Origin of the sequence: Lacisediminimonas profundi (genome assembly GCF_008831265.1) — a bacterium.
GTDB lineage: Bacteria > Pseudomonadota > Gammaproteobacteria > Burkholderiales > Burkholderiaceae_D > Lacisediminimonas > Lacisediminimonas profundi.
Genome location: NZ_VTTH01000003.1, coordinates 134,706 through 148,561 on the forward strand (window position 1 = coordinate 134,706; position 13,856 = coordinate 148,561).

Annotated in this window: 12 protein-coding genes; 10 read left to right on the top strand and 2 right to left on the bottom strand. The window is 61.3% G+C overall.

What is annotated here, in order from left to right:
- Positions 1–36: 36 nt before the first annotated feature.
- Positions 37–717 (bottom strand): outer membrane protein OmpA, encoded by a 681-nt coding sequence (gene ompA / locus FVE66_RS10385; protein ID WP_151447372.1) that lies wholly within the window; start codon positions 715–717, stop codon positions 37–39.
- A gap of 315 nt (positions 718–1,032) precedes the next feature.
- Entirely contained in the window at positions 1,033–1,728 is a 696-nt protein-coding gene (locus FVE66_RS10390) for an OmpA family protein (protein WP_151447373.1), read from the bottom strand.
- A gap of 225 nt (positions 1,729–1,953) precedes the next feature.
- On the opposite strand from FVE66_RS10390, the gene gyrA reads away from it, so the two are divergent.
- The 10 genes from gyrA to lapB all read left to right on the top strand — a co-directional run bounded on the left by gyrA (position 1,954) and on the right by lapB (position 13,846).
- Positions 1,954–4,593 (top strand): DNA gyrase subunit A, encoded by a 2,640-nt coding sequence (gyrA, locus tag FVE66_RS10395; protein ID WP_151447374.1) that lies wholly within the window; start codon positions 1,954–1,956, stop codon positions 4,591–4,593.
- A 17-nt stretch (positions 4,594–4,610) separates the two neighbouring features.
- Positions 4,611–5,684 carry a prephenate dehydratase gene (gene pheA / locus FVE66_RS10400; protein ID WP_151447375.1) on the top strand — a complete coding sequence of 358 codons (1,074 nt, stop codon included), beginning with the start codon at positions 4,611–4,613 and terminating at the stop codon, positions 5,682–5,684.
- Between the two features lie 141 nt (positions 5,685–5,825).
- Positions 5,826–6,938, top strand: a complete 1,113-nt coding sequence (hisC, locus tag FVE66_RS10405; RefSeq protein WP_151447376.1) for a histidinol-phosphate transaminase — start codon at positions 5,826–5,828, stop codon at positions 6,936–6,938.
- A 15-nt stretch (positions 6,939–6,953) separates the two neighbouring features.
- Positions 6,954–7,868, top strand: coding sequence for a prephenate dehydrogenase (locus FVE66_RS10410; protein WP_151447377.1), 915 nt, complete (start codon positions 6,954–6,956; stop codon positions 7,866–7,868).
- A complete protein-coding gene (aroA, locus tag FVE66_RS10415; protein WP_151447378.1) occupies positions 7,865–9,199 on the top strand; it encodes a 3-phosphoshikimate 1-carboxyvinyltransferase in 1,335 nt (444 codons plus the stop codon). Before FVE66_RS10410 ends, aroA begins: the two co-directional genes overlap by 4 nt.
- A gap of 70 nt (positions 9,200–9,269) precedes the next feature.
- Complete coding sequence (cmk, locus tag FVE66_RS10420; protein WP_151447379.1) at positions 9,270–9,938, top strand: (d)CMP kinase; 669 nt, start codon at positions 9,270–9,272, stop codon at positions 9,936–9,938.
- 226 nt (positions 9,939–10,164) lie between these two features.
- Positions 10,165–11,841 (top strand): 30S ribosomal protein S1, encoded by a 1,677-nt coding sequence (rpsA, locus tag FVE66_RS10425; RefSeq protein ID WP_151447380.1) that lies wholly within the window; start codon positions 10,165–10,167, stop codon positions 11,839–11,841.
- A gap of 14 nt (positions 11,842–11,855) precedes the next feature.
- Positions 11,856–12,161 carry an integration host factor subunit beta gene (locus FVE66_RS10430; protein ID WP_151447381.1) on the top strand — a complete coding sequence of 102 codons (306 nt, stop codon included), beginning with the start codon at positions 11,856–11,858 and terminating at the stop codon, positions 12,159–12,161.
- A 156-nt stretch (positions 12,162–12,317) separates the two neighbouring features.
- Positions 12,318–12,626, top strand: coding sequence for a LapA family protein (locus tag FVE66_RS10435; RefSeq protein WP_151447382.1), 309 nt, complete (start codon positions 12,318–12,320; stop codon positions 12,624–12,626).
- Positions 12,627–12,670: 44 nt separating this feature from the next.
- Entirely contained in the window at positions 12,671–13,846 is a 1,176-nt protein-coding gene (gene lapB / locus FVE66_RS10440) for a lipopolysaccharide assembly protein LapB (protein ID WP_151447383.1), read from the top strand.
- Positions 13,847–13,856 lie beyond the last annotated feature (10 nt).

Here is a 13,856-nt window from a genome sequence, read left to right on the forward strand (position 1 = left end):
CCGCCGAAGCGGGGTTTTTTTCCGACGGGTCGGAGATTACTTCTTGCTGCGGGTACCGACGACTTCGATTTCCACGCGGCGGTTTTTAGCGCGGCCAGCGGAGGTCTTGTTGTCAGCGACCGGTTGCTTCTCGCCCTTGCCTTCGGTGTAGACGCGGTTGGCTTCGATACCTTTCGATACCAGATAGGCCTTCACGGCTTCAGCGCGGCGGACAGACAGCTTCTGGTTGTACTTGTCGGTGCCAACGGAGTCGGTGTGGCCGACAGCGATGATCACTTCAAGGTTGATACCCTTCAGCTTGGAAGTCAGGTCGTCCAGCTTGGCTTTGCCGTCGGCCTTCAGGACTGCCTTGTCGAAGTCGAAGAAGGTGTCAGCAGCGAACGTGACTTTTTCGGAAGTCGGGGCAGGTGCTGGTGCTGGCTTCGGTGCTGGTGCGATCGCTGCGGGTGCAGGTTTCGCAGGTGCTGCCACAGGAGCGACGACTGCCGGCGCTGCGTATGGAGCATCGCAACCAGGCGTTGCGTCAGCCGGGGTCCAGTAGCCGGTACGTACGCACCAGCCGTGCTGGGATGCGACCGTAACGCCACGGAGGTCTTGTGCATAGCCGCTATGTGGGGCCTTTGCAGCAACGTCTTTCACGTTTGCTGTTTGGGCGGAAGCAGAAGCGGCAGCAACAACTGCGGTCGCAGCGAAGACGAGTTTTACTAACTTATTCATATTTCTCCTCTCGGGTGAGATCATCCGCAGCGCGAACTGCGCAACTAATCAAATTAAAGTTAAACGGTACAGATTGGCAACAATATACCATGCGGCTCAGATCAAATCATCAAATTATTACTTCTGTGAAATGAACCTGACTTAACATATTTTGCCATAACAGCAGCCTGTCGCTGGAACTCGTCCGTCGGGGCATTGCTGATTCCGCTTCGTTGTGGCTATCGTACAACAGGTCATTTTCATGGCCGCGCGCCGCCTCCGCGAGCATTTTGCGCGTAGTGCGCTGCTTGGCATTGTGCCAAAGCAAACTCGGGATCATTTTCCCGGTCCGCGAATTTCGATCACTACTCGCCGGTTCGGCGCCAGGCATTCGATCAGCTTCTTGCGCGGCAGCTTGTCGTCGCAAGCCTTGATGGACTGGGTCTTGCCTGCGCCGAGCATGTCGATCGGCGCGTTGATTCCCTTTGACTGTATATATGTAGCGACGGCTGCGGCCCGCTTTTCGGACAATTTCTGATTGGACTGGTGCGATCCGATACGGTCGCTGTGGCCGGTCACGATAAGCAAATCCACTTTTGAGCAGGCGGCGATCTTTCCGGGCAATTCGGCGTCGATGCGTTTTCTTGCGGCAGGTGTCAATACGGCCTTGTTGAACGCGAATGTTTCGTCGGCACCGAGCGTGATCGACGCGTCGCACCGTTTCGGGGCGGGTTTCGGTGCCGCAGCAACGACAGCGGGTGCTGCCGGGGCCGGTGCAGCAGCAGCGGGGGGCGGGGCGGTTATTTTGGCCACCGGCGCAGCAAGGGTGCCGTCACAGCCGATCACGCCATCGGCCGGTGTCCAGTAGCCATTGCGAACGCACAGTCCGTGTTGCGTGCGGACCACCATTCCGCGCGAATCCTGCGCGTAAGCACTACTGGGTGAGTCGGCTTTCACGTCGGTGCCGGTCTGGGCATGCGCCGCAAGCACCGTCATGCTCATCAGGATGCCGGCAGTCAGTTTGTCAAGCATGGTGCCCTCCTTGCAGTCATTGTTTGTCGAACAGGCAAGCCCTGTTGCCTGTGTTTTGATTAGAGCACAGCCAGCCGTCGGAGTCAGCCGGTTCGGCCCTCCGGCGGTCAAGCGAGCCGCTGGGGCGGGATGGCGGGTGGCCGCATGGTAAAATCCCTCGTTTTCCTTGTACCGCGGTGTATCGCTTCTGCGATCGCCATTCCGTCACTGAACTACCGGCCAGACATGGATCAATTCGCAAAAGAGACTATTCCGATTTCACTCGAAGAGGAGATGCGCAAGAGTTACCTCGACTACGCGATGAGCGTGATCGTGGGTCGGGCGCTTCCTGATGTCCGCGACGGATTGAAGCCGGTGCATCGCCGCGTGCTGTTTGCGATGCACGAAACCAACAACGTCTGGAACCGGCCGTATGTGAAGTGCGCGCGCGTGGTGGGCGAGGTGATGGGTAAATACCACCCGCACGGCGACCAGGCCATCTACGATACGCTGGTGCGCATGGCCCAGGATTTTTCACTGCGCTACACACTGGTCGACGGACAGGGTAATTTCGGTTCCATCGATGGTGACAGTGCGGCGGCAATGCGTTACACCGAGTGCCGGCTTGACAAGATCGCCAGCGACCTGCTGGCCGACATCGAGAAGGACACGGTCGATTTCGTCCCTAACTACGACGGCAAGGAGCGCGAGCCGTCGGTGCTGCCTACGCGCGTGCCGAACCTGCTGATCAACGGTTCCTCGGGCATCGCGGTCGGCATGGCGACCAATATCCCGCCGCACAACCTGGGGGAGGTCATTACCGGCGCGCTGCATGTGCTGGGCAACCCGCAGTGCACGGTGGACGAACTGATTGAACTGATCCCGGCGCCGGATTTCCCGACGGGGGGCATCATCTACGGCATTTCCGGCGTGCGCGACGGCTACCGCACCGGCCGCGGCCGCGTCGTGATGCGGGCAAAGACCCACTTCGAGGATACGCGCGAGAACCGTCCGGCGATCATCGTTGACGAGTTGCCCTACCAGGTCAACAAGAAGTCGCTGCTCGAACGGATTGCAGAACTGGTCCGCGACAAGAAGCTGGAAGGAATTTCCGACATTCGCGACGAGTCCGACAAGGACGGCATGCGGGTCGTGATCGAACTCAAGCGCGGCGAAGTGCCCGAGGTCGTCCTCAACAACCTGTACAAGCAGACTCAGTTGCAGGATACGTTCGGCATGAACATGGTGGCGCTGGTGGATGGCCAGCCCAAGCTGCTGAACCTCAAGCAGATGCTGGACAGCTTCCTGTCGCATCGTCGCGAGGTGATCACGCGGCGTACCGTGTTCGAATTGCGCAAGGCGCGCGAGCGCGGACACGTGCTCGAAGGCCTGGCCGTGGCGCTGGCCAATATCGACGATTTCATTGCCATCATCAAGGCCGCGCCGACGCCGCCGATTGCCAAATCCGAGCTGATGGCACGCGCGTGGGATTCGTCGATGGTGCGCGAGATGCTGGCGCGCACGGGTGCGGAACACGCCGGCGGCGTCAATGCCTTCCGCCCAGAAAGCCTGCCGCTGCATTATGGCCTGCAGGGCGACGGCATGTACAAGCTGTCGGACGACCAGGCCCAGGAAATCCTGCAGATGCGCCTGCAGCGCCTGACCGGCCTCGAACAGGACAAGATCGTCAACGAATACAAGGATGTGATGGCGCAGATCGCCGATCTGCTCGACATCCTGGCGCGCCCGGAGCGGGTCACCACCATCATTTCCGACGAACTGACGGCGGTGCGCAATGAATATGGCGATGCCAGCAAGGATCCGCGCCGCTCGCATATCGAGCTGAACGCGACCGATCTCGGCACCGAAGACCTGATCACGCCGCAGGACATGGTGGTGACGCTGTCGCACACCGGTTACATGAAATCGCAGCCGGTTTCGGAATATCGCGCCCAGAAGCGCGGCGGACGCGGCAAGCAGGCGATGGCGACCAAGGAAGACGACTGGATCGACCAGTTGTTCATCGCCAATACCCATGATTACATCCTGTGCTTCTCCAACCGCGGGCGGATGTACTGGCTCAAGGTATGGGAAGTGCCGCAGGGATCGCGTAATTCGCGCGGCCGGCCGATCGTCAACATGTTCCCGCTGCAGGAAGGGGAAAAGATTACCGTCGTGCTGCCGCTGTCCGGCGCGAACCGGGTTTTCCCGGAAGACCGCTATGTATTCATGTCGACCAGCCTGGGCACGGTCAAGAAGACGCCACTGTCCGATTTCAGCAATCCACGCAAAGCCGGCATCATCGCGGTCGACCTGGACGAAGGCGATTTCCTGATCGGCGCCGCACTGACCGATGGCACGCATGACGTGATGCTGTTCTCCGACTCCGGCAAGGCGGTGCGTTTCGATGAAAACGACGTGCGTCCGATGGGTCGTACCGCACGCGGCGTACGTGGCATGAACCTGGAAGAAGGACAGCAGGTGATTGCGCTGCTGGTCGCGGAGAACGAGCAGCAGTCGGTGCTGACCGCAACCGAGAACGGCTATGGCAAGCGCACGCCCATCACCGAGTACACCCGGCATGGACGTGGCACCAAGGGCATGATCGCGATCCAGACCAGCGAACGCAACGGCAAGGTCGTTGCTGCCACCCTGGTCGATCCGAGCGATGAGATCATGCTGATCACGACCGGCGGCGTGCTGATCCGCACCCGCGTGTCCGAGATCCGCGAAATGGGGCGTGCGACGCAGGGCGTGACGCTGATTGCCGTGGAAGATGGCACCCGCCTGTCCGGACTGCAGCGCATCCTGGAAAGCGACATTGAAGAAGAATCCGGCAACGACACCGACACAGGTACCGACACCGGTACCGACCAAGCGGTCTGAAAGCCATCCGGGGAGATATGAACGACGATCAACTGAAGCCGCTGCGCGAAAAAATTGACGCCCTCGACGCGCAACTGCTGGAACTGCTGAACGAGCGCGCGCGGGTCGCGCAGCAGGTAGGGCACATCAAGTCGCTTACCAATGCACCGGTGTTCCGCCCGGAGCGCGAGGCGCAGGTGCTGCGCAACGTGGCCGAGCGCAACCCGGGGCCGTTGTATGGCGCCGACGTGCAATCGATATTCCGGGAGGTGATGTCGGCCTGCCGGGCGCTGGAAAAGCGGGTTTCCGTCGCTTTCCTGGGCCCTGCCGGCACCTACAGCGAGCAGGCCGTGTTCCGCCAGTTCGGCCAGGCAGTAGAGGGCGTGCCCTGCGTTTCGATCGATGAAGTGTTTCGCGCGACCGAGGCAGGGACTGCGGATTTTGGCGTGGTGCCGGTCGAGAATTCCAACGAGGGTACGATCAACCGCACGCTGGACCTGTTGCTGCAGACCACGCTCACCATCAGCGGCGAGATTTCGCTGCCGGTGCATCACAACCTGATGACGCTCGGCGGTTCGATGGACGGCGTGCAGCGCATCTGCGCCCATTCGCAGGCGCTGGCGCAATGCCAGAATTACCTGAACCAGAACTATCCGCAGATCCAGCGCCAGTCAGTTGCTTCAAATGGCGAAGCGGCACGCCTGGCGTCGGAAGACCCGACCATTGCGGCAATCGCCGGCGAAAGCGCGGGCAGTCGCTACGGGCTGCAGGTGGTGCAGTCGCACATCCAGGACGATCCGCACAATACGACCCGTTTCGCGGTCATTGGCCGCCTGCGTCCGGCGCCCAGCGGCAACGACCATACCTCCGTGGTGCTGTCGGTTGCCAACAAGGCGGGAGCGGTCTACAACCTGCTCGCGCCGCTGGCGAAGCACGGCGTGTCGATGACCCGTTTCGAATCGCGCCCGGCCCGGCTCGGCACCTGGGAGTACTACTTCTACGTCGATCTCGAAGGTCATGCGGACGACGAGAAAATGCGCGGCGCGCTGGACGAACTGAAACAGAACGCCGCGTTCTTCAAGCTGCTCGGTTCCTATCCGCTGGGTGTGTAAGAAACGGAGCAGCGAAGCGTCAGACAAGTCAGACAAGTCAGATAAGTCAGATAAGTCAGATAAGTCAGATAAGTCACTCATCCAGCCCAGCCATTCAGCCCAGCCATATCCTTAAGTCACTTTCGATTGCCAGAGTCCATCATGTCCCACGTATTCGGTCCCGATTATGTCCGTGCCATTGCCCCCTACCAGGCTGGCAAACCCATCTCTGAAGTTGCGCGGGAATTCGGCCTGGACGAGTCCAGCATCGTCAAGCTGGCCTCCAACGAGAATCCGCTGGGCATGCCGGATTCGGCGCGCAAGGCAATGGCGCGCGCGATCGAAGACATCGGCCGCTATCCCGATGCCAACGGCTTCGAACTGAAACGCGTCGTCAGCGCCAAATACGGCGTGCCCGAAGACTGGGTCACGCTGGGTAACGGCAGCAACGACATTCTCGAAATCGCGGCGCACGCATTCGTGCAGCCGGGGCAGTCGGTTGTGTATTCCGAATATTCGTTCGCCGTCTACCCGCTCGCCACCCAGGCAGTCGGGGCGCGCGCGATCATGGTGCCTGCAAAGCAGTTCGGGCATGACCTTCCGGCGATGGCGGATGCAATTGCGCCGGATACCCGGCTGGTTTTCATTGCCAATCCGAACAATCCGACCGGCACCTTCCTGCCGGCAGCAGAGATAGAGGCATTCCTGAAGCGAGTGCCGCCGCATGTGGTGGTGGTGCTCGACGAAGCCTATAACGAATACCTGGCGCAGGAACTGCAGTACGATTCGATTGCATGGGTGCGCCAGTATCCGAACCTGCTGGTGTCTCGCACGCTGTCCAAGGCGTACGGACTGGCCGGCCTGCGCGTCGGCCTGGGCATTGCCCAGCCGGTGCTGACCGACCTGCTCAACCGCATCCGCCAGCCGTTCAACGTGAATTCGCTGGCACAGGCAGCAGCGGTAGCGGCCCTGACCGATGCCGAATTCCTGGCCCGCAGCGCGCGCGTCAACAGCGAGGGCTATGCCCAGCTGACCGAAGCGTTCCGTGCGATGGACATCGAATTCATCCCGTCTTATGGCAACTTCATCCTGTTCCGGGCCGGCGCCGACGACGACGCCGGTGCCCGTGTCAACCTGGCCTTGCTCAAGCAAGGTGTGATCGTGCGGCCGGTCGGAAGTTACGGCCTGCCGCAGTGGCTGCGGGTTTCGATCGGCCTGCCGGAAGAGAACGCCGCGTTCATCAATGCGCTGAAAAAAGCGCTGCAAAAAACCTGACTGAAGGCTTTCACCGTGCTCGACAAGATCGCAATCTTCGGGGTCGGCCTGATCGGCGGCTCGTTCGCGCTCGCGCTCAAACAGGCAGGCGCGGTGCGCCATGTGGTCGGCGTCGGCCGCAGCCGCGCATCGCTGGAGCGGGCGCTGGAACTGGGCATCATCGACGAGATCGCGACATCGGCTGCGCAGGCAGTGGCCGGAGCCGATCTCGTATTGCTGGCTGCGCCGGTGGCCCAGACTGAAAATATCCTGCGCCAGATCCAGCCGGCAATCGGACCTTCCACCGTGATCACTGACGCCGGCAGCACCAAGTCCGACGTGGTCGCGGCTGCGCGCCGCGCGCTGGGCGAAAAGGTCGCCCAATTCGTCCCGGGACACCCGATCGCCGGTCGCGAAATGAACGGTCCCGACGCTGCCTTGCCGCAGCTTTATGCGGGCAAGAAAGTCGTGATTGCGGCGCTGCCTGAAAACAGCGATCAACATGTGGAACGCGTCGCGGCCGCATGGCGACGTTGCGGTGCGACCATCTTCCGCCTGAGCGCCGAACGGCATGACCAGGTGTTCGCCGCCGTCAGCCACCTGCCGCATTTCCTCGCCTACGCGCTGGTGGATGACATTGCACGCAAACCGAACGCCGACCAGTTGTTCCAGTACGCTGCAAGCGGGTTTCGCGACTTCACGCGTATCGCCGGGTCCTCGCCCGAGATGTGGCGCGACATCACGCTGGCCAACCGCGATGCGATGCTGGACGAACTCGATGCCTACATTGTCCAGCTGCAGCGCATGCGCGCCATGCTCGATGCCGCCGACGGCCCAGGACTGGAGGCGGTGTATGCCAATGCCAGGCATGCGCGCGAAAACTGGATCGGCGCGATCGAGGCAGGCGACAAGACGCCGGCCAGCAAAGCCATTCAGGAAAACCAGCAATGAAACATTATCCGCACCATCTCGACCTGCTACCCGCAGTTCGTGCCTCGGGAACCGTGCGCCTGCCCGGTTCGAAAAGCATTTCCAACCGTATCCTGCTGCTGTCGGCGCTGGCGGAGGGAACGACCAGGATCCTCGACCTGCTGGCGTCCGACGACACCAGCGTGATGCTATTGGCGTTGCAAAAGCTGGGCCTGGACTGGAAGCAGGAAGGCGAAAGCCGCAATTACGTGGTGCAGGGCGCCAATTCCTCTTTTCCGGTACACCAGGCTGACCTGTTCCTCGGCAATGCCGGCACCGCGATCAGGCCGCTGACAGCCGCGCTGGCTGCGATCGGCGGCGACTACACGCTGCACGGTGTGGCGCGCATGCATGAACGACCGATCGGCGACCTGGTGGATGCCCTCAACGCAGTCGGCGCCCGGATCGACTATACCGGCCAGCCTGGCTATCCGCCCCTGCACATCCAGCGCGGACGGATCCGCGCTGAACGCATGCAGGTGCGGGGCAATGTCTCCAGCCAGTTCCTGACCGCATTGCTGATGGCGGCGCCCCTGATTGCGCGTGATGAAGACCTGACGATCGAAGTGATCGGCGAACTGATTTCCAAGCCCTACATCGAGATCACGCTCAACCTGATCCAGCGCTTCGGCGTCGAGGTCCGGCGCAATGGCTGGCAGTCGTTCACGGTCCCGGCCGGTCAACACTATGTTTCGCCGCGCGAGGTACAGGTCGAAGGCGACGCCTCGTCGGCATCCTACTTCCTTGCTGCCGGCGCGATTGCAGGCGGTCCGGTGCGGGTCGAGGGCGTCGGGCGCGACAGCATCCAGGGCGATGTCCGTTTCGTCGAGGCGCTGCAGCAGATGGGCGCCACCGTTGACAGCGGCGCCACCTGGATCGAAGCCCGCTCGAACGGCGTGCTCAAGGCGCTCGATGCGGACTGCAACCACATACCGGACGCCGCGATGACGCTGGCAGTCGCCGCCTTGTACGCGGACGGCCCCAGCATCCTGCGCAATATCGCCAGCTGGCGGGTCAAGGAAACCGACCGTCTCAATGCCATGGCGACCGAGTTGCGCAAGCTGGGCGCCGAAGTGGAGGAGGGCGCCGATTACCTGCGCATCGTCCCGCCGGAACAAATCCGGCCGGCTGCGATCGACACTTATGATGATCACCGGATGGCCATGTGTTTCTCGCTCGCCACGCTGGACGGCGCGGCGCGCAAGGGCGCAGCGATCCGGATCAATGATCCCAAGTGCGTCGCGAAAACCTTCCCCGACTATTTCCAGGCATTTGCCGGCATCGTGCAGCGCCGTCCGGCCGACCCGCAATAACGAGCAATAACGAGCAATGACGAGCAATAACGAGCAATAACGAACGAGAATCAACAATATCAAAACGGCCATGAATTCCAGTATTCCCGTCATTGCCATCGATGGTCCCACCGCCTCTGGCAAGGGCACGGTCGCCCAGCGCGTGGCCGACCATCTGGGCTATCACTATCTCGATTCGGGCGCCTTGTACCGCCTGACGGCGTTTTCCGCAATGCGCGGGGGCGTCGACCTGGCGCACGAAGCGGCCTTGGCCGAATTGGCTTCCAGCCTCAAGATCCGCTTCGTGAACGACCAGATACTGCTGGACGGGGAAGATGTCGCAAATGCAATCCGGGCAGAGGAAGTGGGTAACAGCGCCTCGAAAATCGCCGCGCTGCCGGCGGTGCGCCGGGCCCTGTTCGACCTTCAGGTCAGCTTTCGGACCTTACCCGGACTGGTTGCGGATGGCCGCGACATGGGGACCGTAATCTTCCCTGACGCCAGCCTCAAGGTGTTCCTGACTGCAAGTGTCGGAGCCCGCGCGCAGAGGCGCTATAAGCAATTGATTGACAAGGGTTTTTCTGCTAGCATGACCGACCTGCTGAAGGATTTGACCGAACGGGATGCGCGCGATTCAAACCGCGCCGTCGCGCCGCTCAAGCCAGCCGAAGGGGCGCATCTCCTGGACACTTCCGACATGACCGTAGACCAGGCTGTCGAACAAGTACTCGGGTGGTACGCCGCCGGGCGGGGAAGCTGATACCCGGCTTGCGCCGTTGTGCAGTTTTGTTGCCCCGGTTTCCGGGCTGCTTGTGTCCCTGCCCGTTGTTGTGCGTTGTTGCACGTTGTAGTGGTGCCCGTATCCGCATGTAGCGTCCACGGGTGTTTTTTAACCTCACCCAGCATCTTTCGCATTCCGCGCAAGACTGGCTAACCTCTCAAACCCTATGTCTACTGTTGCTTCTTCCTCCACGTCCGCACCTGGAATGGAAAGTTTTGCCGCCCTGTTCGAGGAATCGCTGACCCGCCAGGACATGCGTTCCGGTGAAGTGATCTCGGCTGAAGTCGTTCGCATCGACCACAATTTCGTGATCGTCAACGCCGGCCTGAAATCCGAAGCATTCATCCCCATCGAAGAATTCAAGAACGACATCGGTGAGCTCGACGTCAATATCGGCGACTACATCACCGTTGCGATCGAATCCCTCGAAAACGGTTTCGGCGACACCATCCTGTCGCGCGACAAGGCCAAACGCCTGGCGTCCTGGCTTGCGCTGGAAAAAGCGATGGAATCCGGCGAAATCGTCTCCGGCACCGTCAACGGCAAGGTCAAGGGCGGCCTGACCGTCATGACCAACGGCATCCGTGCCTTCCTGCCGGGTTCGCTGGTCGATACCCGTCCGGTCAAGGACACGACGCCGTACGAAGGCAAAACGCTGGACTTCAAGGTCATCAAGCTGGATCGCAAGCGCAACAACGTTGTGCTGTCGCGCCGCGCAGTGGTCGAAGAGTCGATGGGCGAAGAGCGCGCCAAGCTGATGGAAACCCTGAAAGAAGGCACCATCGTCACCGGTATCGTCAAGAACATCACCGACTACGGCGCATTCGTCGACCTCGGTGGCATCGATGGCCTGCTGCACATCACCGACCTGGCATGGCGTCGTGTGCGTCATCCGTCGGAAGTGCTGTCGGTTGGCCAGGAAATCACTGCCAAGGTCCTCAAGTACGATCAAGAGAAGAACCGCGTCTCGCTGGGCGTCAAGCAACTGGGTGACGATCCCTGGACCGGCCTGTCGCGTCGCTACCCGCCGAGCACCCGCCTGTTCGGCAAGGTCACCAACCTGACCGACTACGGCGCGTTCGTTGAAGTCGAGCAGGGCATCGAAGGCCTGGTGCACGTCTCCGAAATGGACTGGACCAACAAGAACGTCGCACCAAGCAAGGTTGTGCAGCTGGGCGACGAAGTCGAAGTCATGGTTCTGGAAATCGACGAAGAGCGTCGCCGTATCAGCCTCGGCATGAAACAGTGCAAGGCCAATCCGTGGGATGACTTCGCGATCACGCACAAGAAGGGCGACAAAGTCAGCGGCGCCATCAAGTCGATCACCGACTTCGGCGTGTTCATCGGCCTGCCGGGCAACATCGACGGCCTGGTTCACCTGTCCGACCTGTCGTGGACCGAGACCGGCGAAGAAGCCGTCCGCCGCTACAAGAAGGGCGACGAGCTGGAAGCCATCGTGCTGGCGATCGATGTCGAGCGCGAGCGTGTCTCGCTGGGCGTCAAGCAACTCGAAGGCGACCCGTTCAACAACTTCGCTGCAATGAACGACAAGGGCGCGCTGGTCAACGGCACGGTCAAGTCGGTCGAGCCGAAGGGCGCAGTGATCCAGTTGTCGGAGGAAGTCGAAGGCTATCTGCGTGCATCCGAAATCTCGCGCGACCGCGTTGAAGATGCCGGTACGCACCTGAAGGTTGGCGACACCGTCGAAACGATGGTCATCAACATCGACCGCAAGGCACGCAGCATCCAGTTGTCGATCAAGGCGAAGGACAATGCCGAGACTCAGGAAGCCATGCAGAAGATCTCGTCCGACTCCGCAGGTTCTGCCGGCACGACCAGCCTTGGCGCACTGCTGAAAGCCAAGCTGGATAACAAGGGCTGAGCCCCGGACCGGCAATGACCAAGTCGGAGTTGATTGCACGTCTGGCCGAGCATTATCCGCAACTGGTTGCAAAAGATGCGGATTTTGCCGTCAAGACGATACTCGATGCGATGACCGATGCGCTGTCCAGTGGCCAGCGCATTGAAATCCGCGGGTTTGGCAGCTTTGCGCTCAACAGTCGCCCGCCGCGCATCGGACGCAATCCGAAGTCCGGCGACAAGGTGATGGTGCCCGAGAAACGGGTGCCGCACTTCAAGCCGGGCAAGGAATTGCGCGAGCGCGTCGACGCGATGGTCGGGCAGCCAATCAAGGAAGACTGAAAAAGGCGGCGGCAACGCAGCCTGGTGAACGGCATCCCGCGGGATGCCGTTTTTTTTGGCGTACAATTTCGGCTGTGACAATTGCAGCCATTCTGGCGCCATGCAACAAGTGCATCGCACAATAACAATGACGCGCAGGAAACCGGGAACCGCTCAATGAAAATACTGTTCAGGATCGTTGGCGTGCTGCTGTTCGTGGTGTTTTTCGGCTTTGCACTGAAGAACACGCAGGAAGTGGCCCTGGGCTTTTTCCTCGACTACGAAATTCGCGGACCGCTGGTGCTGTTGCTGCTGGGTTTCTTTGCCGGCGGCGCCGTGCTCGGCGTGCTGGCAATGACCCCGACCGTGTTCCGCTATCGGCGCGAGCTCAACCGGCAAAAGCGCGTATCCGCGCTGACACAGCAGCAAGCCGAGGCGCAACAGGCGGCGCGCGCCAATCCGCCGCAGCCGGATAACATCGCCTGAACGGCGGCGACCAGAATCCTTGATCAAAAAAACAATTACAACGCATGGAATTTGAAACCTGGTGGCTGCTGGGGATACCGGCTTTTTTCGGGCTTGGATGGATCGCTGCGCGAGTCGACATCCGCCAACTCGTGTCCGAGTCGCGTACCTTGCCGCGCGGTTATTTCAAGGGCCTGAATTTCCTGCTCAACGAGCAGCCCGACAAGGCGATCGACGCCTTCATCGAGATCGTCACCCTCGATCCGGAAACCGCTGAACTGCATTTCGCCCTCGGCAACCTGTTTCGCCGTCGCGGCGAGACCGAGCGCGCCATCCGCGTCCACCAGAACCTGCTGGCGCGGCCGGACTTGCCGTCCGAGCACCAGGTGCAGGCCCGCTACGAGCTGGGACAGGACTACCTGAAGGCCGGCCTGCTGGACCGTGCGGAAGAAACCTTCAACCGCCTGGTCGATACGCAATACAGCGCCCAGGCCCGGCGCGCGTTGCTGGAAATCTACCAGCGCGAAAAAGACTGGTCGCGCGCCATCGAAGCAGCGCGCGCATTGCAGGAGTCGGGCGCCGGCACCCGGCAACGCGAGATTGCGCAGTTCTACTGCGAGCTGGCGCAGGACGAACTGGTGCGTACCAATCCGGACGGCGCGCTGGCCCAGCTCGAGCATGCGCTGGCGTCCGACCGCAAGAACGTGCGCGCAACGATGCTGATCGGCGACGCCATGCTGGCCAAGGGCGACATCGAGGCGGCGCTTGCCGCGTGGCGCCGGGTCGAGCAGCAGAGCGTGCCGCATGTCGCCCTGGTGGCGCAGCGCCTGATGGATGGCTACAAGGCCGTCGGCCGGCCGCAGGAGGGCGTCAACCTGCTCAAGTCCTACCTGGCCGAGGCTTCTTCGATTGACCTGCTGGAGGTCGTGCTGAAGGCCGTCACAGAGCTCGATGGCGTCGAATCCGGCTACACCCTGATCAGTGAAGAACTGCGCCGCACGCCAACCTTGCTGGCGCTCGACAAGTTCCTGTCTGCGCGCCTGATGTACGCGCAGCATGAAGTGCGGCAGGAACTGACGCTGGTTGGCAATCTGGTCCACAACTATGCGCAAAAGCTGGCGCGCTATCAGTGTTCGCATTGCGGCTTCAAGGCGCGCCAGTTCTACTGGCAATGCCCGGGCTGCAATCGCTGGGAAACCTATCCGCCGCGGCGGACGGAAGAAATGACCATCATGAGTTAGCGGGCCTGCC